Source organism: Sphingomonas sp. CFBP 13603, assembly GCF_014892665.1.
GTDB lineage: Bacteria > Pseudomonadota > Alphaproteobacteria > Sphingomonadales > Sphingomonadaceae > Sphingomonas.
This window is the reverse complement of sequence record NZ_JADBIA010000001.1, coordinates 558635-579659: the sequence shown is the minus strand read 5'-3', so window position 1 is coordinate 579659 and position 21025 is coordinate 558635. Positions and strand designations below refer to the sequence as shown.

20 protein-coding genes are annotated in these 21025 nt (G+C 65.9%); 7 read left to right on the top strand and 13 right to left on the bottom strand.

What is annotated here, in order from left to right; all coding sequences use genetic code 11:
• The 7 genes from bla to IFR23_RS02755 form a co-directional block, all read right to left on the bottom strand.
• Positions 1-918, bottom strand: a complete 918-nt coding sequence (bla, locus tag IFR23_RS02785) for a subclass B3 metallo-beta-lactamase (protein WP_192974587.1) — start codon at positions 916-918, stop codon at positions 1-3.
• Positions 919-994: 76 nt separating this feature from the next.
• Positions 995-2551: a glutamine-hydrolyzing GMP synthase gene (gene guaA / locus IFR23_RS02780; protein ID WP_192974586.1), complete on the bottom strand. Its 1557-nt coding sequence runs from the start codon at positions 2549-2551 to the stop codon at positions 995-997.
• A gap of 159 nt (positions 2552-2710) precedes the next feature.
• Positions 2711-3133 (bottom strand): 50S ribosomal protein L17, encoded by a 423-nt coding sequence (rplQ, locus tag IFR23_RS02775; RefSeq protein WP_192974585.1) that lies wholly within the window; start codon positions 3131-3133, stop codon positions 2711-2713.
• Between the two features lie 230 nt (positions 3134-3363).
• Positions 3364-4434 carry a DNA-directed RNA polymerase subunit alpha gene (locus IFR23_RS02770; RefSeq protein ID WP_031395236.1) on the bottom strand — a complete coding sequence of 357 codons (1071 nt, stop codon included), beginning with the start codon at positions 4432-4434 and terminating at the stop codon, positions 3364-3366.
• Between the two features lie 115 nt (positions 4435-4549).
• Positions 4550-4939 (bottom strand): 30S ribosomal protein S11, encoded by a 390-nt coding sequence (rpsK, locus tag IFR23_RS02765; RefSeq protein WP_031395237.1) that lies wholly within the window; start codon positions 4937-4939, stop codon positions 4550-4552.
• A gap of 84 nt (positions 4940-5023) precedes the next feature.
• Positions 5024-5392, bottom strand: a complete 369-nt coding sequence (gene rpsM, locus IFR23_RS02760) for a 30S ribosomal protein S13 (RefSeq protein WP_056015521.1) — start codon at positions 5390-5392, stop codon at positions 5024-5026.
• Between the two features lie 153 nt (positions 5393-5545).
• Positions 5546-5791 (bottom strand): hypothetical protein, encoded by a 246-nt coding sequence (locus IFR23_RS02755; protein ID WP_107961868.1) that lies wholly within the window; start codon positions 5789-5791, stop codon positions 5546-5548.
• A gap of 426 nt (positions 5792-6217) precedes the next feature.
• Between IFR23_RS02755 and IFR23_RS02750 the strand changes: the two genes are divergently transcribed.
• From IFR23_RS02750 to IFR23_RS02725, 6 genes are all read left to right on the top strand, one after another.
• Positions 6218-6439, top strand: a complete 222-nt coding sequence (locus IFR23_RS02750) for a hypothetical protein (protein WP_107961866.1) — start codon at positions 6218-6220, stop codon at positions 6437-6439.
• A 325-nt stretch (positions 6440-6764) separates the two neighbouring features.
• A complete protein-coding gene (locus IFR23_RS02745) occupies positions 6765-10748 on the top strand; it encodes a Pls/PosA family non-ribosomal peptide synthetase (RefSeq protein ID WP_244655402.1) in 3984 nt (1327 codons plus the stop codon).
• The gene (locus tag IFR23_RS20505; RefSeq protein WP_192974583.1) at positions 10745-11344 is read left to right on the top strand and encodes a 4'-phosphopantetheinyl transferase superfamily protein; all 600 of its coding nucleotides are present in this window, start codon (positions 10745-10747) and stop codon (positions 11342-11344) included. The genes IFR23_RS02745 and IFR23_RS20505 overlap by 4 nt, the downstream gene beginning before the upstream one ends.
• Complete coding sequence (locus IFR23_RS02735) at positions 11341-11850, top strand: GNAT family N-acetyltransferase (protein WP_192974582.1); 510 nt, start codon at positions 11341-11343, stop codon at positions 11848-11850. Before IFR23_RS20505 ends, IFR23_RS02735 begins: the two co-directional genes overlap by 4 nt.
• Positions 11851-11956: 106 nt before the next feature.
• A complete protein-coding gene (locus IFR23_RS02730; protein WP_192974581.1) occupies positions 11957-12727 on the top strand; it encodes a hypothetical protein in 771 nt (256 codons plus the stop codon).
• Between the two features lie 28 nt (positions 12728-12755).
• Positions 12756-13070 carry a hypothetical protein gene (locus IFR23_RS02725; protein WP_192974580.1) on the top strand — a complete coding sequence of 105 codons (315 nt, stop codon included), beginning with the start codon at positions 12756-12758 and terminating at the stop codon, positions 13068-13070.
• Between the two features lie 21 nt (positions 13071-13091).
• Here the strand turns inward: IFR23_RS02725 and IFR23_RS02720 are convergent, their stop codons facing one another.
• From IFR23_RS02720 to IFR23_RS02700, 6 genes are all read right to left on the bottom strand, one after another.
• Positions 13092-13835 carry a dienelactone hydrolase family protein gene (locus IFR23_RS02720; RefSeq protein WP_192974579.1) on the bottom strand — a complete coding sequence of 248 codons (744 nt, stop codon included), beginning with the start codon at positions 13833-13835 and terminating at the stop codon, positions 13092-13094.
• A gap of 31 nt (positions 13836-13866) precedes the next feature.
• Positions 13867-15372: a S10 family peptidase gene (locus IFR23_RS02715; RefSeq protein WP_342344852.1), complete on the bottom strand. Its 1506-nt coding sequence runs from the start codon at positions 15370-15372 to the stop codon at positions 13867-13869.
• Entirely contained in the window at positions 15369-17198 is a 1830-nt protein-coding gene (locus IFR23_RS02710; protein WP_192974578.1) for a DUF885 domain-containing protein, read from the bottom strand. The genes IFR23_RS02715 and IFR23_RS02710 overlap by 4 nt, the downstream gene beginning before the upstream one ends.
• 164 nt (positions 17199-17362) lie before the next feature.
• Positions 17363-18049: a putative bifunctional diguanylate cyclase/phosphodiesterase gene (locus IFR23_RS20110; protein ID WP_244655401.1), complete on the bottom strand. Its 687-nt coding sequence runs from the start codon at positions 18047-18049 to the stop codon at positions 17363-17365.
• Positions 18046-19350 carry a sensor domain-containing diguanylate cyclase gene (locus IFR23_RS02705; protein WP_244655400.1) on the bottom strand — a complete coding sequence of 435 codons (1305 nt, stop codon included), beginning with the start codon at positions 19348-19350 and terminating at the stop codon, positions 18046-18048. Before IFR23_RS02705 ends, IFR23_RS20110 begins: the two co-directional genes overlap by 4 nt.
• Positions 19347-19886 (bottom strand): heme NO-binding domain-containing protein, encoded by a 540-nt coding sequence (locus IFR23_RS02700; RefSeq protein WP_192974577.1) that lies wholly within the window; start codon positions 19884-19886, stop codon positions 19347-19349. The genes IFR23_RS02705 and IFR23_RS02700 overlap by 4 nt, the downstream gene beginning before the upstream one ends.
• 221 nt (positions 19887-20107) lie before the next feature.
• On the opposite strand from IFR23_RS02700, the gene IFR23_RS02695 reads away from it, so the two are divergent.
• Positions 20108-20938, top strand: coding sequence for an aldo/keto reductase (locus IFR23_RS02695; protein ID WP_192974576.1), 831 nt, complete (start codon positions 20108-20110; stop codon positions 20936-20938).
• The last annotated feature ends 87 nt before the right edge of the window (positions 20939-21025 follow it).

Here is a 21025-nt window from a genome sequence, read left to right as displayed (position 1 = left end):
TCAGCGCGCCTGCTTGGCGAGATCGGCGTCGAACGCGACCTTGGCCTTGGCGACGATCTTCGGGAGCAGTGCCGGATCGATGAACGCGGTGGTATCACCGGCCTTGCGGCGCTGGCCGCGCGCGATCACGTCGGCGAGTTCGGGGTGCGACGGCAGGACGATATCGGCGTGCAGCATGCCGAGCATGGCGATGCTGCGGCGGTAGTCGGCGACGATGCGGGGATAGGCGCGGTTGCCGATCAGGCGGTTGCCGGCGACGCTGACGCTGCACGGGAACACGACGTCGAGGGCGCGCGGCTTGGCGGGGATACGCATCGTCCAGGTCGTGCAGCCGGGGGTATGACCCGGCGTGGCGCGTGCGGTCAGCGTGGTGGTGCCGAGCGTGACCTTGTCGCCGTCGCGGACGCCGCGATCGACGTGGACGGGCGGGAAGCGGATGACGCCGTAGCTGGTCTCGCCGGGTGGCGTGCCGGTTTCGAGTGCGCGGACGTCGCGAGTGCCGGCGACTACGCGAGCGCCGGTTGCGCGCTTGAGCGCGGCTACACCCGCGGCGTGATCGAAGTGGGCGTGCGTGACGAGGATCAGCTTTACGTCGCGCGGGCGTACTCCAGCGGCGGCGATGTTCCGCTCGATCATGCCGGCATTTTCGGCGATCGTGCCGTCGATCAGGATCGCGCCTGCGTTGGTCTTGATGAGGTAGGCGGCGATGCCTTCGCTGCCGACATAGGTAATCGGACCGGCGATCGGGAACGGTGCCTGCGGGCGCGTCCACGCGGGCGGGTCGGACGCGCCGAGCAGGAAGGGTGCAGTAGCGGCGATTGCCAGCACACCGGTACGAAAGCCGAACGATCCTCCCCCACCAGGGGGAGGTGGCAGGCGTAGCCTGACGGAGGGGGCGGTCAGCGGTAACCTCTGCATCTTATCCTCCCCCTCCGTCTGGCAAGAGCCAGCCACCTCCCCCTGGCGGGGGAGGATCGCGTAGTGCGCGTCTAGCTTATTCCCACTCGATCGTGCCGGGTGGCTTCGAGGTGTAGTCGTAGGTCACCCGGTTGATGCCCTTGACCTCGTTGATAATCCGGGTCGCGACGCGCGGCAGGAAATCGCCGGGGAACTGGAACGCCTGTGCGGTCATGCCGTCGGTCGAGGTTACCGCGCGCAACGCCAGCACGTTGTCGTAGGTGCGGCCGTCGCCCATCACGCCGACGCTGCGGACCGGGAGCAGTACCGCGAACGCCTGCCAGATCGTGTCGTAGAGCCCCGCCGCGCGGATCTCCTCGAGATAGATCGCGTCAGCCTTGCGCAGGATGTCGCAACGCTCCTTGGTGACTTCGCCGGGAATGCGGATCGCGAGGCCGGGTCCGGGGAACGGGTGGCGGCCGACGAAGATCTCGGGGAGGCCGAGTTCGCGCCCGAGCACGCGGACCTCGTCCTTGAACAGCTCGCGCAACGGCTCGACGAGCTTCATGTTCATGCGCTCGGGGAGACCGCCGACATTGTGATGGCTCTTGATCGTCACCGACGGTCCGCCGGTGAAGCTGACGCTCTCGATCACGTCCGGGTACAGCGTGCCCTGTGCCAGGAACTCCGCGCCACCGAGCTTCTTCGCCTCCGTGTCGAACACGTCGATGAAGGTCTTGCCGATGAACTTGCGCTTCAGCTCGGGGTCGGTGATCCCGGCGAGACCGCTCAGGAACAGCTCCTCGACGTTCACGTGGATCAGCGGGATGTTGTAGGCGCCGCGGAACAGGCTGACGACCTGCTCGCTCTCGCCGGCGCGCATCAGGCCGTGGTCGACATAGACGCAGGTGAGTTGCTCGCCGATCGCCTCGTGGATCAACACCGCCGCCACCGCCGAGTCGACCCCGCCCGACAGGCCGCAGATGACGCGGCCCTTGCCGACCTGCGCGCGGATCTCCGCGATCTTGGTCTCGCGGAACTCTGCCATCGTCCAGTCGCCGCTCAGCCCGCAGACATGGCGCGCGAAGTTGGCGATCAGCTTGCCGCCATCGGGGGTATGGACGACTTCCGGATGGAACTGGACGCCGTAGAAGCGCCGCGCCTCGTCGGCGACGATCGCATAAGGCGCGCCGGTCGAGGTGGCGACGGGGGTGAAGCCGGGCGGGATCGTGTCGACCTTGTCGCCGTGGCTCATCCAGACCTGATGACGCTCGCCCTCGGCCCAGAGGTCGTCGAACAGCGCGCAGTTGGACTTGACCTCGATGAAGGCGCTGCCGAACTCGCCGCCGTCGCCGGAGACGATCACGTTGCCGCCGAGCTGCGCGGACATGACCTGCTGGCCGTAGCAGATGCCGAGGATCGGGATGCCCGCTTCGAAGAAGCGCTGCGGCACGCGCGGGGAGTTCTCGGTGGTGACCGACGCGGGGCCGCCCGAGAGGATGATGCCCTTGGGCTGCATCCGGTCGAACGCGGCCTCGGCGGACTGGAAGGGGGCGATCTCGCTATAGACGCCGGCCTCGCGCACGCGGCGGGCGATCAGCTGGGTTACCTGGCTGCCGAAATCGACGATGAGAATGCTGTCTGGGTGCTCCATGTCGGGCGCATAGCCGGATGGGACCCGTAACGAAAGAGGCCGCGCCCATTGCTGGACGCGGCCCTTACGGTTTCCATGTTCTCCTGCGGACGCAGGAGGCCAGGGTAACGGACGATTGCGCTTGTGATCCTGGGCTCCTGCCTTCGCAGGAGAACAGTCTTATGCGGCGTCGTCGTACTCGGCGTCCGAGATCACCGGACCCGAATCCTGGCCCTTCGCCGAGACGTCGCGGTCGACGAACTCGATGACGGCCATCGGCGAGGCGTCCGACATGCGGATGCCGGCCTTGATGACGCGGGTGTAGCCGCCGTTGCGATCCGCATAACGGGTCGCGAGCGTGTCGAACAGCTTGATCAGCTGCGCGTCGTCGAGCAGCTTGCCGTGCGCGAGACGACGGTTGGAAAGGCCACCCTTCTTCGCGAGCGTGATCAGCTTCTCGACGTAGGGACGCAGTTCCTTCGCCTTGGCGACGGTGGTGGTGATCTGCTCGTGCTTGATGAGCGCGGCGCTCATGTTGCGGAACAGAGCAAGACGGTGGGCCGAGGTCCGCTGAAGCTTGCGGCCGCCTACGCGATGGCGCATGTTTAGTACCTTTTCGTTCGTTCAGGGGCCGTATGAGGTACCCGGGAGCTGGTCGCCGTTCAGGCCGCGACCGATCGCCTTTCGTTCAAAGGTTAGGATAAGGTCACGCCTAGGACGCTTCCGTAGCCCTTCCTTCCATTGTCTCCCCGCGAAGGCGGGGACCCAGTCTGGGCACCCGCCTTCGCGGGTGAACAAGAGGTCGGGGCCGATGTTGCTCGGCCCCGAACCGCTTACCCCATGATTTCCTGCTCGAGCTTCTTGGCCATCTCTTCGATGTTCTCAGGTGGCCAGCCCGGGATTTCCATGCCCAGGCGAAGACCCATCGACGACAGCACTTCCTTGATCTCGTTCAAGGACTTGCGGCCGAAGTTAGGCGTACGCAGCATCTCGGCTTCGGTCTTGCCGACCAGATCGCCGATATAGATGATGTTGTCGTTCTTGAGGCAGTTCGCAGACCGCACCGACAGCTCCAACTCGTCGACCTTCTTGAGAAGGTAACGGTTGATCTGCTGGGTGTCGCCTGCGGGCTCCGCACCACCGGCAGCGGGTGCTGCCTGGCCGATCGGGGCCGACGAACGCGTCACCGACGAATCGTCGAAGTGGACGAACAGCGCGAGCTGGTCCTGGAGGATGCGACCGGCATAGCCGACTGCGTCTTCCGGGGTGATCGTGCCGTCGGTTTCGATCGTCAGCGTCAGCTTGTCGTAATCCAGGTCCTGACCGACGCGAGTCGGGTCGACCTTGTACGAAACCTGACGTACCGGCGAATACAGCGCATCGACCGGGATCAGACCGATCGGCGCATCGGCCGGGCGGTTTGCGGTCGCGGGCACGTAACCCTTACCGATGTCGGCGGTCAGCTCCATGTTGAGCGTCGCACCCTCATCGAGGTGGCAGATCACGAGATCCTTGTTCATGATCTCGATGTCGCCCGAGACGGCGATGTCGCCGGCCTTGACTTCACCCGGACCCGTTGCCGAAAGCTGAAGGCGCTTCGGCCCCTCGCCCTGCATGCGGATCGCGATCTGCTTCACGTTGAGGACGATGTCGGTCACGTCCTCGCGGACGCCGGCCAGAGACGAGAACTCATGCAGCACGTTCTCGATCTTGATCGAGGTAACGGCCGCGCCCTGCAGCGACGAGAGCAACACGCGACGCAGCGCGTTGCCGAGCGTCAGGCCGAAGCCACGCTCGAGCGGCTCGGCGATGAAGGTCGCCTTGCGCTTGGTGTCGCCACCGGCCTTTTTCTCCAGGCCGCTGGGCTTCTTGAGTTCCTGCCAGTTCTTTGCGTTGACAGACACATGCTTCCCCTAATTTGGGGGCCGACGGAAAGGACTTCCGCCGGCCATTAAAATGCATCCGCGACGCACGTTCGACCTGATCAGGGACGACCGCGCGCGGACAACGTCGGAGAAATCAGACGCGACGACGCTTCGAAGGGCGCACGCCGTTGTGCGGGATCGAGGTCACGTCGCGGATCGACGTGATCTGGAAACCGACTGCCTGAAGCGCGCGCAGTGCCGATTCGCGACCCGAGCCGGGGCCCTTGACCTCGACTTCGATCGTGCGGACGCCGTGCTCGGCGGCCTTCTTGCCGGCGTCTTCCGCTGCGACCTGGGCCGCGTACGGAGTCGACTTGCGCGAGCCCTTGAAGCCCATTGCGCCGGCCGACGACCACGAGATCGCGTTGCCCTGGGCATCGGTGATCGTGATCATGGTGTTGTTGAAGCTGGCATTCACGTGAGCGACGCCAGAGGTGATGTTCTTGCGCTCGCGCCGCTTAATGCGCTGAGGTTCGCGTGCCATGGTGTATTTCCTGACCTGTATCTGCGTGACGCCGGGCGGCCCGTTGGGACCAGCGCCGGCGGAGTAATCCATTGAAAAAGTGGATTACTTCTTCTTGCCGGCGATCGGCTTGGCCTTGCCCTTGCGGGTGCGCGCATTGGTATGCGTGCGCTGGCCGCGGACCGGGAGGCCCTTGCGATGACGCAGGCCGCGATAGCAGGCGAGATCCATCAGGCGCTTGATGTTCATCGAGGTCTGGCGGCGCAGATCGCCCTCGACGGTGTGATCGGCGTCGATCGTCTCGCGGATGTGCAGGACTTCCTGGTCGGTCAGGTCCTGGACGCGGGCGGTATCGGCGATGCCGAGCTTCGCGACGATTTCCTTGGCCTTGGTCGAACCGATGCCGTGAATATAGGTCAGCGCGATCACCACGCGCTTGTTGGTCGGGATATTAACACCCGCGATACGTGCCATGAACTTGGTTCTCCTGCTCCACGGGCTTCGGCATGGCTGCACAAAGCCCATCTCTTAGCGATGATCCGAACGCACGATAGCGACGAACGCAAACAAGCGCCGCCGGAACCGTCGTGTCGGGGAGAGTTCAACTAGGCGCGGGCGAACGCAGTGTCAAGCGAGCGGTTCCACGGCAGGCGGTACGGCTTGGCGCAGCTTGAGCCAGCGACGGAACGAGACGACCGTCCAGATGAGCTCGACCACCCCGAACGGCCACGCGCCCTGGAGGAAACCGTAGATCGAGCCGAGCACGCAGCCGAATGCGAAACCGAGCGTCCACCAGTGCGAACCGGCTTCCTTGGCGTAGCATAGCAGCGTGAAGGATACCGCGGCTAGGCCAAATAGGGAAAGGGAGTCCATAACGCACCCAATGCCCCGAACGGCGAGACAATGCCACTGCGTCGGGTCGCATTCCGTAGTCGAGCACCTGCCGCGACGTCTCCCTGGGGCAAGCTCGAACAGGTCGCGCGCAGCGAGTACGTGATCCTGACGGCCGCCGTCGGGATGTTACGCGCCGACCACGATATCGGCGGATCGACCTGCCTCCTGTTCCAGATGAGTTGCGCCTGCACAAGAAGGACGCCATGCCCCGTGCGACTGACTGGCACCACTTATACTGCGCCACTCGTAGCTGCGCGAGGTCGCTTTTATGCTGTCAGCCGAGCATTCCGACCTGCTGGCCATTGTCGTCAAAATGCCGAGCAACATGAACGATTTCTCACGGAACACCGCGGCCGCGTCGTCGGTATCTTACGCGTCAGTCCCCCCAAGTTCGAGGAAACCGATATGCGTTTTGCTCCCCTTCTCGCCGTGCCCCTGTTGATGATGTCGGTATCGCCCGCGTTGGCGAAGGGCTGTATCCGCGGTGCAGCAGCAGGCGGCGTCGGCGGCCATTTCGTCGGCAAGGGACACGCAGTCATGGGCGCAGCAGCCGGTTGCGTCGTGGCGCACCACCACTACGCCAAACAGGCACGCGCGCAGAAGGCCGCAGCCCGGGCGCACCGCTGAGCAACGGCGGGCCGTCATGCGTATGCGATGACGGCCCGCCGACTTGATCCGCCGCAGAACCGGATCGCGCCAGGTCTCGATCATATGGGACATCCCATGGATCCTGCGAACGCCCCCGAACCGCCGGTGGCATCTCCGCGACGGAGAACATCGACGGTGGCTCGCCGTACAAGACCTGTCGCATGGCAACCGCACCGCCGGTTCCCAACCGTTGCACATCGCGGACCGATTTCGCGGCAACATCAGGTAGCAAACCGCGCGACAGTTCGGCTAAAGCCGTCGCATGCAGAGCGACACACCCGTAAGCCACTCGGATCACGCCATAATGCCCCGAACCGGGGTAGCGTCGATCGCGGCCGCTCCGGCGTTGCGGGCTGCTGAGCCGTACGCGCGCGACGAACTGCTGCATGAATTGTTCGACGCCACGCGCGCAGCACATCCTGACGCGCTTGCGCTGCGATTGATCGGTGCGGACGAGGAATACGATCGCAAGACCGCCTGGACCTATACCGACCTCGCCACGCGCAGCCTCGCGCTTGCACACCGCCTGCGCGCGATGGGGATCGGCCGCGGCGACCGCGTCGTGCTGTGCCTGCCGCGCGGGCTCGACCAGTATATGGCGATCCTCGGCGTACTGCGCGCCGGCGCTGCCTATGTGCCGGTCGACTGGGGCTATCCGCAGGACCGCATCGACTTCATCGTCGAGGACAGCGAGGCCGCGCTGACAATCACCGTCGCCAGCCGCGTCGCTAACCTGAAGGGGAAAACGCTCGCGCTCGACGCCGCGCTGGGCGATCTCGCAGCGGAACCATCCGAACCGATCGGTCGCGACGTGACGCTTAGCGATCGGCAGGACCTCGCCTACATCATCTACACCTCGGGCACGACCGGGCGGCCCAAGGGCGTGATGATCTCGCACGGCAACGCGTGCCATCTGGTCCGCTCGGAAAGCGCGATCCTCGATCTCACCGCGGCCGACGTGGTGTTCGGCGGGTTCAGCCTTGCATTCGACATGTCGGTCGAGACGATGTGGAGCGCGTTCTTCGTCGGTGCGGTCGTGCTCGTCGCGACCGAGGCGCTGGCGACCAGCGGTCCCGACGTGGCGATCGCGCTGGCCGAGGCGAACACGACGATCTGGCACGTCGTCCCCTCGCTGATCTCGCTCGTCGAGCATCCGGTGCCGACGCTGCGCCTGCTCAACATGGGCGGCGAGGCATGCCCGGCGGACCTGCCGCGCCGGCTCGCGCGACCGGGCCTCCGCCTGCTCAACACCTACGGCCCGACCGAGACATCGGTGACCGCGACCTGGACCGAAGTGTTCCCCGGCCAGCGCATCACGATCGGCAAGCCGCTCCCCGGCTACACCGCCTGGGTGGTCGACGAGCATATGCAGCCGGTCCCCGACGGCCAGGAAGGCGAACTCGTCATCGGCGGGCCGGGCGTCGGCGTCGGCTACGTCAACCGCCCCGACCTGACCGCCGAGAAGTTCATCATGACGCCGTTCGACGGGCCTTCCGGTGCCCCAGAACGTATCTACCGGTCGGGCGACTTGGTGAAGCTCGACGCGGCAGGCGACATCGATTTCGTCGGGCGCATCGATACGCAGGTGAAGATTCGCGGCTTCCGCGTCGAGCTCGCCGAGATCGAGGCGGTGATCGGCGAATGGCCCGGCGTCGCGCAGACCGTCGTCCAGCTGTTCAGCGACGACGACGGCTCCGAATTCCTCGCCGCCTTCCTGATCGCGCGTCCGGCGGAGGAGATCGACATGGTCGGCCTCAAGGCCCGAGTCGCCGAGCGGCTCCCCAATTACATGCGCCCGGCTGGGTATCAGCTGTTGTCGCACCTGCCGACGCTCCCCGCCTCGGGGAAAGTCGACCGCAAGGCGCTGGTCAAGCCCGAGATCACCGTGACGTCGGACCGCGAGATGGTCATGCCCGCCACGCCGATCGAGGAAAGCCTGCACCGCGTCTGGGCCGAGGCATTCGCGCCACAGCCGGTATCGGTGCTTGACGACCTGTTCGAGGATCTCGGCGGCCATTCGCTTAAGGCCGCACGGCTCGTCTCGGCGGCGCGAAAGGTGCGCGGCCTCGAAGGGCTGTCGCTCGAGGACGTCTACGCCGCGCCGACGATCCGCGCTCTGGCGCTCCGCATCGGCGGCACCACGCCCGTCGCGATCCTCGACGAGACCAGCTTCCACCACATCGCGCCGTGGAAGCGCCGACTGTGCGTCGCCGCGCAGACGCTCGCGCTGCTGCCGATCTATACGCTGGCGGGGCTCCAGTGGTTCTCGCCCTATCTCGCCTACACGCATCTGGCGGGCGACATGCCGCGGGTCGACGCGCTGATCCTCAGCGGGCTGTTCTTCACGGTCGTGCCGATCGCGTCGATGTTCCTGTCGATCGCACTCAAATGGCTGATCGTCGGGCGCTTCAAGGCGGGCGATTACCCGCTCTGGGGCAGCTATTATTTCCGCTGGTGGCTGGTCCGCCGGATCATCGGCGTGACCGCGACGCCGTATCTCGCGGGCACGCCGATGATCCGCGGCTATTACCGGTTGATGGGCGCGAAGATCGGCAAGCGAGTCCATATCGGCTCCGGGATCATCGACACCGCCGACCTGCTCCACGCCGACGACGATGCGATCATCAGCGATCAGTCGGTGCTGTCGACCAGCTCGGTCGAGCGCGGGTTGCTGCGGCTCGGCACGGTAAAGCTCGGCAAGGGCGCGTTCGTCGGGTCGATGGCGGTGGTCGGCCGCAACGCCGCGCTCGGCGACGACGCGATGCTCGACGACCTGTCCGCGCTGCCAGCGGATACGACGATCCCCGCCGGCCAGCGCTGGGCAGGCTCGCCCGCCGCGCACGACGGCGATGCGCCCCGCCGCCCGGCCACCGCAGCCCCGCGCAAAGCCGGCCCGGCGATCGGCCTGTTCCTGTGCGCGCTGATCCTGCCGCTGGTCGCGATCCTGCCGATCGCGCCTGGGCTGATCGCGTTGATCGAGCTCGACTGGGCGACCAGCGGCTATGCCTATGTCGCGGTCGCGCCGCTGCTCGCGGTCACCTATGTCGTCATGATGTGCGTCCTCACGGTGGCGGCCAAGCGCCTGATCCTCGGCCGCGTCGCGCCCGCGGTCTATGCGCTGAACAGCGGGTTCTACGTCCGCTACTGGTTCGTTCAGCAGATCAACGACCTCGCGCTGCGCCTGCTCCACCCGATCTTCGCGACGCTCTACGTGGTGCCGTGGTATCGCGCGCTGGGCGTGAAAGTCGGTCGTCGCGCGGAAATCTCGACCGCCAGCGCGATCGTGCCGGATCTGGTCGAGATCGGCGAGGAGAGCTTCATCGCGGACTCGGTGATCTTCGGCGCCGCGCGGATCGGCCACGGCACGATCGAACTCGCGCATACCAAGATCGGCCGCCGCAGCTTCATCGGCAATTCCGCGCTCCTGCCGAGCGGCACGCAGATCGGCGACGAGGTGCTCGTCGGCGTCCTCTCGAAGCCACCGAGCGATCTCGCGCTCGCCACCGAGGCGGGCAGCACCTGGTTCGGCTCGCCCGCGATCAAGCTGCCGGTACGACAGGTCAACACGATGTTCGACGAAGGCGCGCGCTTTAACCCGTCGCGCGCGCTGATCGCCACGCGCCTGTCGATCGAGGCGGTCCGCACCACCTTGTCGCTGACCGCGTTCCTGGTGTTCTTCAGCCTGCTTCTGTCGGTGGTCGGCGACCTCGACGATCTCGATAACGGTGCGCTGGTCGTCGCGGCGACGTTCCCGTTCCTCTACGTCGGCTTCTGCCTGGCCTGCGGGATCTTCGTCCTCGCGCTCAAATGGCTCGTCGTCGGCCGCTACAAGGTCACCACCGCGCCACTCTGGAGCACCTTTGTGTGGCGCACCGAGCTCGTCACGGCGACCTACGAGAACCTGGCCGTTGCCAATTTGCTCGAACCACTCCGGGGCACGCCATGGATCGCGCTCTATCTCCGGCTGATGGGCGCGCGGATCGGCAAGCGCTGCTACATCGACACTACCGACCTGACCGAGCACGACCTCGTCGACATCGGCGACGACGTCGCGCTCAACGACTTCGCGGGACTGCAGACGCATCTGTTCGAGGACCGCGTGATGAAGGTCGGCGCGATTCGCGTCGGCGACCGCGCGACGATCGGCTCGCTCGCGATCGTGCTGTACGATGCCGAGATCGGTGCCGACGCGCAGCTCGGCGACCTGTCGGTGGTGATGAAGGGCGAGACGCTGCCCGACGGCACGAGCTGGGACGGGAGCCCGGCGCGGATCGCCGTCGCGACGTGACGCCGATCTGGCACGACGGTCCGCTCGACGCGCTCGTCTGGGACGGTCAGTCGCCAGTCGCATGGAGCGTTGCCGAGACCGGACCGTACGCCGCCGGCCGGCAAGACGATGCGCGCGCGATCCGGCGGGGCCTGGCCTCCGCGCTGATCCGCAAACTGGCCGGCGACTCCGTCGATGTCCGCCTGACACGCAGTCCGGCCGGCGCGCCGATCGTTTCCGCTCCCGGCGGCTGGTATCTCAGCCTCTCCAGTCGCGGTGCACGCGCCCTGATCGGCGTTGCGCGCGCACCGATCGCGGTCGACCGCGAGGTCATCGACGACCACCCGCCCCTCTGGGACATGCTGACCTCGACCGAAGCAGCCTCGCTCCGCCGCCTGCCCGCCCCCGCGCAATCTCGCAATTGGCTCCGCCGCTGGACGATCAAGGAAGCGCACGCCAAACTCATCGGCGAACCGCGTCGCATCCGCCCCGAGGCGATCGAAACCGTCGTGATCGATCCGATCCACGCGACCGCGACGTTCGAAGGCACTTCGCGCTGCTGGAGCCGTTCCACCCCCGACGCGATCGAAACCATCGCGCAGTGGAGCCAGCCATGACCAGGATTCTGACCCGCCGCTACGAGGAGAAGGACCGCGCCGTCGTCCTCGCGATCTTCGACTCGAACCTCCCCGAGTATTTCGGCGCCGGCGACCGCGAATGGCTGGAGGAAACGCTCGACGAGCCCGACGGCCCGGCATTCGTGGTCGACGTCGACGGCGTCCCCGGCGCGTTCGGCGGCTACGAGATCTGGGAGCATTACAACAAGGCGCTGCTCTTCTGGGGCATGGTCGCGCGGACGTACCATGGCTCGGGCCTCGGCAAGCTACTGCTGTTCGAACGCCTGCTCCACGTCGCCACCTCAGCCGAACCGCCCACGCGCTACGTCACCGTCGACACCTCGCCGCAGGTCTCGCCGTTCTTCCAGCATTGCGGCTTCGAACTGACCAGCATCTGGCCCGGCGGCTACCGCTCGGGCATGGACATGCACGAACTCCGCTTCGACCTCGCGGCCGTGTCCGTTTCCAGCCTCATCCAACGACGCGACGCGGCAATGCCCAGGTAGAGCGGGCGACGACGGCGGCCGTTTCCCGACGCGCTAAATCCTGTATCCCTCGCCAAGAACGGATCGAGACTGCTGATACCCGGCGGCGCGCCGGAAGGAGGACACCATGTCGACGCTCGTCATCACGGCGATGTTACAAGCACTGCTCGCCAAAGCGATCACGTCCCCGGAACCGCTGGACGCAGCTGCGATGCAGGCTGTCCCCTCCATGGCCGCGCGTGCGATCACCGTTCAAGATCTACCCCTGTTGCCCGCCGAACCCGTGACGGTCGCGATCCAGTGCCTCGTTCGGCCGAATGATACTCTCGGGGACTGCATTCCCGCGGACGACGGCGGCACGGCTGACATCAAGGTCTTCAGGCAACGGCTCTTTGCCCGGATCGGAGGTCCGCCAGTCGACCCGGTCGTCGGGGCTGCGCTCGCACGGGCGCGGTTCTACCACGTTCGCGCATCGAGCCCCGCCAAGCGTGACGCCGATCGATCGGTCCTTGTCCGCGTGACCATTTCGTCCGCGGACAAGGCGCCGAGCACGGCAAACGGTGCCGTTGCCAAGGGCGACGTGAAGATCGATCCCGCATCGATTACGGACATTGCCGATTTCTATCCCCCGCCCGCCCTTCGCGCGGACGCACGAACGCGGATCACCGCGACGTGCCGGGTACTGGCGGATCGAAGTCTCTACTGTCGCGATCCGCACGTCGATCTGCTGCCCGGCCAAGACGCTGCGGCGAACATGGCGATGCCGCAGTTCGATGCCGCTTTTGGCCGGGCCACGCTGTTGGCGTTCGCGACGATGCGCGCACAATCGCGAACCGGATCAGGCAAGGACAGCGTCGGCCGCGAAGGACCGATGTCCTTGAGCTGGCAGCTGCCATGATAGGCATGCTCGCGCGATGAGACGATCGATGCGCCCCGTCGCGCATGTATTGCTGTCGATCGCGACGATCGTCTCCTCGAGCTGCGCGCGCGTGACGCCGTTCACCGTTAGCATTCGCGGTCCTGCGACATCGTGCAGCATTGCCGTGGCCGGGCGCACGATGACGAACGACGCGCTGATGGCCGTCGCGCGTTCGAAGGCCGGAAAAGGGCGTCATGCCCGCATCGAAGCCGACACGTCCGATCCCTCGTACCGCTGTCTCGGCGGCGCCATCTACACGCTGCAGATGGCTGGCTTTACGAATATCGAGACTGTCGCCGCGCCTCCAGCAACACACCGGTAGGACACGTGATCAGGCGCGTGGTCAGGCCAGCGCGCGGCGGTAGAACTCGAACGTGAGGCTCATGGCCTGGAGGAACAGCGCGGGATCGTAGCGCGGGCCTTCGTCTCTCAGGAATGCGTGCTGGGCGTTCAGCTCGTGCCACTCGTAGTTCGCGCCGACCTCCTCCAGCCGAGCGCGGATCGTTTCCCGACCGGCGAAGGGCACGTGTGGGTCCTGCCGGCCAAATACGAACATCGTGACGGCATTCAGCGCGGCCATCCGCGCAAGGCTGTCGTCGGAGCGTCCCTCACCGAGCGTGCCCGAATGGATGTCCGTCGGATAGAAGCATGCGGCTGCGGATACGCGCGGATCGAGCGCGGCGCGGTAGGCGAGATGGCCGCCGAGGCACACACCGAACGTTCCCAGCCGGCCATTGCATGCCGGGTGTGCGAGCAATGCGGACAGGCCGGCATCCGCGTCCGCGTCGAAGGCGGCGACGGGCTTGGCGATCTTCAACGCGTTGCCGCGATCCGTGCCGGCGGGATCATAGGTGAGGACCGTGCCAGGCAGCTCATACTCGTGATAGACCTCGGGCACGGCGACGACATAGCCGTTGCCGGCGATCATCGTCGCCAGCCGGCGGATCGGTGCGGTGACCTGGTAGATCTCCGAAAACAGGAGAATGCCGGGGAAGCGCCCCTCGATCGCGGGCCGGAACATGTGCATCCGCATCAGGCCGCTGCCGGACACGGCGACATCCTGGATCTCGTCGCTGCGCAAGATCATGCACTCGTCCTCATGCCGGTACGATTCGGGGTCATCGCACGCCGCCGCCATAGATCGCCCGCGCGTCGCGCTTGAACGCCGCGCCGCTGTCCTCGCGGCCGTAGAACATGTGCCCGCCCGGATAGACGTTGAGTTTGACGCGCTCGGTGGCGCCGAAGCTCGGCATCTGGTCGACGATCAGCCGCGAGGCGAAGAACGGGCAGGACAGGTCGTCCCAGCCGTGCACGATCATCACCGCCATCTTCGGATCGTTGGCGATCGCTTTCCGCAGGTCGGTGACGGGCGTGTCGTCGGGCTTGCCGCGATCCCACGCCGAATTCACCTCGTAGGACAGCGCATGATAGCGCGCATCGGTCTTCCACCCGACGACGCGCGTGACGAAATCGACCATCGCACTGGTCGTCGGCGCGATCAGCGCGTCGAGGATCGGGTCGTTCGACTGGCGTTGCGCGGACCACGGAAACGGATCGAACGCGGTCACGTTCGAATCGTAGACGCTGCCGATCGTCCCGTCGGCACGGTGAATCTCGCGGAGGAACGTCGCGGAGTCGACGCGGCCGCCCATCTTCTGCACCAGCGCCGGATCGAGCCCCGTCAGCCGGCTGACGTTGGTCACGAGCCGCGAGACCGCCTGCGGATCGGTGCGTCCGCGCAGCAGATCGGTCGCGAACGCCCCGCGCGTGTACGCTTCGACATCGACCATCGCCGCGGGCGTCAGTTGATGCTGCTGCTCGAGATGCGCCGCCGCCATCGATGGCAGGTCGATCATCCACGGCAGCGGCGACAACGCCGTCGCGCCGTCGCCCGAGGCGGGATCGAGATACGGCGAGACCATCACGATCCCGTTGACCCCGACGCCGATCTGCGACTGGAGTTCGTACGCGATCCGCGGCGCGCGGTAGCCGCCATAGCTTTCGCCCATAACGTATTTCGGCGAGCGCAAACGCCCGGCTTTTACCAGCCAGTCGTAGACGACTTTCGACAGATATTTGATGTCGGGATCGTTGGCGTAGAACGCCTTCTTGGTCTTCTCCTCGTCGACCAGGCTGCGGCTGAACCCGGTGCCGACCGGATCGATGAAGACGAGATCGGTGAAGTCGAGCCAGCTGTTCGGATTGTCGGTGGTGATCGGTGCGTCGGACGGCGCATTGCCCTGCGCGCCGAACTGGACGCGCTTGGGGCCGACCGCGCCGAGGTTGAGATACACCGACGACGCGCCGGGGCCGCCGTTGAAGGCGAACGTCACCGGGCGATTGGTGGCGCCTCCCGTCGCGACATAGGACGTGTAGACGATCTGGCCGATTTCCTTGCCCTTGTCGTCGCGCACGGAAATCGTGCCGATGGTGGCATCGTAGGCGATGCTCCGACCGCCGATCGACGCCGACTGGCGGACCGTCTTGTCGGCGGGAAGCGGCGGGAACTTGACCTCGTCGTCGACCTTCTTCTCGACGGTCGAGGTTTCTTTCTTCTCCTGCGCCGCGATCGGCGCGGCGAGCAGGCTGGTTGCGGCCAGCGCGATGGCGAGGCGCGCGATCACTTCGCCGCCCCGCCGCCAGCAGCGATCCAGGCGTCGATCTTGCGTTCGAGCACGGGCATCGGCAGCGATCCGGTATCGAGCACCTGCGCATGGAAATCACGCGGATCGAACTTCGCCCCGAGCGCCGCCTGCGCCTTGGCCTTGGTTCGCGCGATCGTCAGCTGGCCGATCTTGTAAGCGAGTGCCTGGCCCGGAATCGCGATGTAACGTTCGACCTCGGCGGTCGCATCGGTCCGCGCCATCGGCGAATTGGCGAGCATGTAGTCGATCGCCTGGTCGCGCGTCCAACCCTTGGCATGGATGCCGCTGTCGACGACCAGCCGCATCGCGCGCAGCATCTCGTCGTTCAGCCCACCCATCCGCTGATACGGATCGGTTTCCATGCCAAGCTCCTTCCACAGGCTCTCGGCGTACAGCGCCCAGCCCTCGACATAGGCGGTGTTGCCGCCGAACCGCATGAAGGCGGGCAGCGCGGTGTTCTCCTGCGCGAGACTGATCTGGAAATGATGCCCCGGCACGCCCTCATGCAGGAACAGCGTCTCCATCTCCCACATGTAGCGCGAGGGCAGATCGTAGCTGTTGTAGTAGAATACGCCCGGCCGCGATCCGTCCGGCGTGCCGCCTTCGTACGAGCCGCCGGCCGAGCCCTTTTCCTTGAATGCCGGGACCGGGCGGATTTCGAGCGCGGTCTTCGGCGTCAGCGAGAACTGCTCGGGAATGCGCTGATAGATCCGCTTCTCGATCGCCTGATAGCCGTCGCGAAGCTGCGCGACCGAGCTTGGCTGGAACTGCTTGTCGGTGCGCAGGAAGGTGAAGAACGCGGGCAGATCGCCCTTGAACCCGACCGCCTGCTTCTGCGCCTCCATCCCCTTCAGGATGCGCGCGACTTCGGACAGGCCGAGCTGGTGGACCTGCTCGGCGGTCATCGGCAACGTCGTGCGCTGCTGGATCAGGTAGGTGTAATAGGCATTGCCGCCGGGCAGCGCAGACAGGCCGACGGTGTCGCGCGCGACCGGCAGATACGTCTTGGCGAGGAAGTCGCGCATCCGCTGGTGCGCGGGCGTGATGACGTCGCGGATCTGCTTGGCATAGGCTGCCTTCAACCGCGTCTGGTCGGCGGCAGAGATCGTCGCGGGGAACGTCTTCACCGGGCCGTAGAAGGTCGAGCCCTCGACGCCTTCCGCGATCAGATTGTCGAACTCCTGGATCATGTTGGTGACGACCAGCTTGGGCTGGACGATCTTGTCCTTCATCCCCTGGCGGAACAGGGTGATCGCGCGGTCGAGCAGGGCCGCATATTGCGCGCTGCGCTTGAGGTTGTTCTCATAGTCCGCGAGCGTCTTGAACGGCGCGGCGCCCTTGCCCGACGCGAAGTCGGGATAGAAGGTCTGGAAACCGCCGAAATGGTCGATCGGCAGGTCGCGCTGGACCTTCAGGATCGCGGGTGCGTAGCCTGCGAGATCGGTCTCGTTGCGCGTCTTGAACACGTCATAGGCGATCTGGTCGGTCGCCGTCAGCTTCGTCCGGTCGACCGCCTTGAGCGCGGCGAGATCATGCTCGATCGCGGCGCGTTCGGCGGCGAGGTACGCATCGGTCAGATACTCGCCGAGCCGATCAGCATACCGCAGGTCGCCGCGGAAAATCGCCTCGATCGGGTTGCGCTTCAGGCTGGCCTCGTCGCTGTCGTAGAATAGTCGTTTCAGGCGCGTGTCGTCCGCGCTCTCGCCCGGTTGCGCGACCGGCGGGGGCAGCGCCTGCCCGGACGCCGTGACGGCGGTGAGCGTGGTGGACAGTAAAGCGGCAATAGCCAGTTTGACGGACAACATGCGTTCCTTCGGATGCGACGATGCGGGGGTACGGCGCGACGGATGTCCTCGCAAGCGTCCGCGACAGACCATCCACGTTCAGACCCGGCTGGGACGAGCCAGGATTTTCGCGAACCGGTTTCGAAGACGCCTCGAACAGGCAGGGTAACCCGACGCGAGCCCGGCTAGAGTCGCGCGAACGCCACGGAATTTTCCTCTGCACGGCCGTAGAGGAACCCCTGCCCCATCTCGCAGCCCATCCGTTGCAGCATGGCCGCCTGCTCAGCGGTCTCGATGCCCTCGGCGATCACCGCCATGCCCATCGTCTTGGCAATATCGAGGATCGCACGAACGATACCGCGACTCTTGCTGCTGTCGTCCATCGCGGCGACGAACGAGCGATCGATCTTCAACGCATCGAACGGCAGCGTCTGGAGATAGCTGAGCGACGAGAAGCCGGTACCGAAATCATCGAGGCTGGTCTTTACGCCCCATCCCCGGATTTCCTCGAGGATCGTCGACGTTCGCACCGCATCGAGGATCGCGACGCCCTCGGTCACTTCGAGCCGTACCGTTTCCGGTGCGATGCCCGTCTCCATCAGGACGGTGTGGACACGCCCCACGAACTCGGGTTGCAGGAACTGCTGCGGCGAGATGTTGATGCTCACGAACGGTCGCGGACCACCGTCGGACCGCTGGTGCCATGCGGATGCCTGCGCACAGGCTTCGCGCAGCACCCAATCGCCGATGAACAGGATCAGCTCGGTCTCCTCGGCGACGTCGATGAACGCAGCCGGTGCCAGCAGTCCGCGCGAAGGGTGGTTCCAGCGGATCAGCGCCTCGAAACCGCAAACGCCGTCGGGATCGGTCAACGACACGATCGGCTGGAATGCAGCACGAACTGCCGCTCGGCGATCGCCTGGCGCAGTTCCTGCTCCAATTGCGTGCGATGCCGCACTTCGACGCCCAGTTGATCGGTGAACGTCACGCTCTGCCCGCGACCGTGCGACTTTGCGCGGTACATTGCGAGGTCGGCGTCGCGCAGCATCTGGCCGACGTCGCCATACGCGGTCGTGCCGTGCGCGATCCCGATCGACGCCTGGCAGCGGACATGCGTACCCGCAAGCACGCTGGGCGCGGCGAGACAGCGGTGGATCGTGTCGGCCAGGTCGCCGACGCTGGCCGGGTCGTCGACGCCGTCGACCAACACGTTGAACTCGTCCCCACCGACCCGGGCGAGCGTCGCCTGCCATGCGGCGCCGCCGTCGCGTGCCGTGTCCTCCGCCGCGGCGATGCACGCCTGCATGCGACGGGCGATTTCGATCAGCAGCGCGTCGCCCGCATGATGGCCGAGCGTATCGTTGATCGCCTTGAAGCCGTCGAGGTCGACGACCATCACCGCCATACCGGCCCCCTGTCGGCTTCGCATCCGCGCAAACCCGCTTTCGGCGCGTTCCATGAACAAGGTGCGGTTCGGCAACCGGGTCATCGCGTCGTGGAGCGCGTCGTGGATCAGCCCGCGGCGCGCGCGATCGCGCTCGATCACCCGGCCGAGCTGTGTTCCGATCTGCCCCATGATCCCGAGCAGGTCGTGATCGGGAACGATGAGACGCCGCGCGTAGAATTCTAGGACGCCCGCCACTTCATCGCCGACCATGACGGGAAACGCACACGCCGCGGCCAATCCGCATTGCGCCGCCGCGGCGACGCGCGGAAAATTGGGATCCACCATGACGTTGTCGATCCAGTGCGGCCGGACATCCATCAGGACGCGGCCGGGCAGGCCCGCGCCCTTTCCAAAGCTTACCCCCCGCGACGCTTCGACGAACGGAAACATCACGTCGGGGTCAGCCGCATACCAGACGTCGCACCCGGTCACCGTGTCGCCCTGCCCCGATACGAGCAGCGCGTTGCCGAACGACCAGTCCATATGCCGACAGATTTCCGTGACCGCGACGTGCAACGCGGTCTCGATCTCGGCCGTCTGGTTGGCACCATCGGTGATCCGCTGGAGAAGCAACAGCCGCTGCTGGCTTTCGTACAGACGTCGCAACCCCTGTTCCGCGATCGCCTCCGCCTCCAAACGCGCAGCACGTTCCCGCGCGGTCCGCCGTTCCGCACGCGCGAGCCGGGTGGCGAGATCGCGGGGTTCAGGGGCAACGAAGTGCTTCAAGGAAGCCAGCGCACCGCGAGCCGGCAGACAGGGTTGCCGTGTTGCATGCAGGCCAGGTGTTCGATCGTGACGCGTTCACCGTAATGGTCGGCCGCCCCCTCGACGAACCCGTGCGCGAGATGGCACATCCGTCGCGGGGATTGATAGCCGATGACCAGCCGCCCCTCGGCATCGTCGCCGAAGTGGAAATGCGGACACCCCGCGCCCGAATAGAGCTTGCGGACTTCCGGATGGATGATGTCGTTGACGCTCAGCACGAAGCTGCGCGCCGATACATGCCCCGCGAAAAACGGCCGATAGCGGTCGGCGAGCATCGGCATCGCCGCCCTGCCGAACCACTGCAACACGTCGGCGGGGCGAAGATCGAGATGATGCGCCGCGGCATCGACGAGCGCGACGATCTCCGCATCCGGATAGCTGCCGAGCGAGGTATAGGCACCGTCGACCCCGGCCGCTTCGAGCAGGTCGATCCAGGCGTCGTCGCCATATGTATCGGTGACGGCCTGCTCCAGCAAGTTGAACACAACACCCTTCACCGCACCCGTTCCCCGATAGACCTTAGCTTATGTTAGTTCCAATGAACTCGCTTTGGTTAAGATACCGTCATCGAACTGGTTTTGTCGCACTGCGCGGGTCCGTGCCCTGCCATGCTCCATTCCGGTCCGATCCGCCCCAGATCTTCGCTGTGACAAGGCCGATGCAGCAAAAGATGCCGTGCCGCGTTGAACGCGTGACACCGATATTGATGGGAAGTTCGATGAAGACGGTGACGCTACCGAGCGGGGAAAAGATACCGGCGCTCGGCCAGGGCAGCTGGATGATGGGAGAACGGCCAGCGCACCGCGCAGCCGAGATCGCGGCGCTGCGCGAGGGCGTCGAGCACGGCATGACGGTGATCGACACCGCCGAGATGTACGGCGACGGTGCCGCCGAACGCGTGATCGCCGAAGCACTGGGCCCGGTTCGCGACGAGATATTCCTCGTCAGCAAGGCCTATCCGCAAAACGCGTCGCGGACGCGCCTCGCCAAGGCGTGCGAGGCCAGCCTGAAGCGGCTCGGCACCGATCGGCTCGACCTGTACCTGCTTCACTGGCGCGGATCGGTGCCGCTCGCCGAGACGATCGAGGCGATGGAAGTGCTGCGAACGGCGGGCAAGATCCGTCACTGGGGCGTCAGCAACCTCGATACCGACGACATGGAGGAACTGATCCAGGCGGGTGGCGAAGGCTGCGCAACCGACCAGATCCTCTACAATCTGGGCCGACGGGGACCGGAACATGACCTGCTCCCCTGGCTGGAAGCGCAGGCCATCCCGGTCATGGCGTATAGCCCGGTCGAGCAGGGTCGGCTGCTCGCCAACCGGGTGCTGGCAGAGTTGGCGAAAAGCATCGGCGCGACGCCGGCGCAGGTCGCGCTTGCCTGGGTCCTGCGCCGGGATGGGGTCATTGCGATCCCCAAGGCCAGCACCGTTGCGCATGTCCGCGACAACGCCGCCGCTGCGAACCTGGTGCTGTCGGGCGGCGTGATCGCGGCGCTCGACGCGGCGTTCCCCCGTCCGCGCCAACGTTCTCCGCTGGAAATGCTTTAGACCTTCGCGGCGGCGGCGCGCATCACTGAAGATACCGGCCTTGCCCGTGCGCGAGGGTACGTGGGCAGAATAGCGCTTTTTTGCATC

Excerpts from the sequence above, each read along its gene's own strand:
- bla (WP_192974587.1), bottom strand. The coding sequence starts at position 918 with ATGCAGAGGTTACCGCTGACCGCCCCCTCCGTCAGGCTACGCCTGCCA.
- guaA (WP_192974586.1), bottom strand. The coding sequence starts at position 2,551 with ATGGAGCACCCAGACAGCATTCTCATCGTCGATTTCGGCAGCCAGGTA.
- rplQ (WP_192974585.1), bottom strand. The coding sequence starts at position 3,133 with ATGCGCCATCGCGTAGGCGGCCGCAAGCTTCAGCGGACCTCGGCCCAC.
- rpsK (WP_031395237.1), bottom strand. The coding sequence starts at position 4,939 with ATGGCACGCGAACCTCAGCGCATTAAGCGGCGCGAGCGCAAGAACATC.
- rpsM (WP_056015521.1), bottom strand. The coding sequence starts at position 5,392 with ATGGCACGTATCGCGGGTGTTAATATCCCGACCAACAAGCGCGTGGTG.
- IFR23_RS02755 (WP_107961868.1), bottom strand. The coding sequence starts at position 5,791 with ATGGACTCCCTTTCCCTATTTGGCCTAGCCGCGGTATCCTTCACGCTG.
- IFR23_RS02750 (WP_107961866.1), top strand. The coding sequence starts at position 6,218 with ATGCGTTTTGCTCCCCTTCTCGCCGTGCCCCTGTTGATGATGTCGGTA.
- IFR23_RS02745 (WP_244655402.1), top strand. The coding sequence starts at position 6,765 with ATGCCCCGAACCGGGGTAGCGTCGATCGCGGCCGCTCCGGCGTTGCGG.
- IFR23_RS02735 (WP_192974582.1), top strand. The coding sequence starts at position 11,341 with ATGACCAGGATTCTGACCCGCCGCTACGAGGAGAAGGACCGCGCCGTC.
- IFR23_RS02730 (WP_192974581.1), top strand. The coding sequence starts at position 11,957 with ATGTCGACGCTCGTCATCACGGCGATGTTACAAGCACTGCTCGCCAAA.
- IFR23_RS02725 (WP_192974580.1), top strand. The coding sequence starts at position 12,756 with ATGCGCCCCGTCGCGCATGTATTGCTGTCGATCGCGACGATCGTCTCC.
- IFR23_RS02720 (WP_192974579.1), bottom strand. The coding sequence starts at position 13,835 with ATGATCTTGCGCAGCGACGAGATCCAGGATGTCGCCGTGTCCGGCAGC.
- IFR23_RS02710 (WP_192974578.1), bottom strand. The coding sequence starts at position 17,198 with ATGTTGTCCGTCAAACTGGCTATTGCCGCTTTACTGTCCACCACGCTC.
- IFR23_RS02695 (WP_192974576.1), top strand. The coding sequence starts at position 20,108 with ATGAAGACGGTGACGCTACCGAGCGGGGAAAAGATACCGGCGCTCGGC.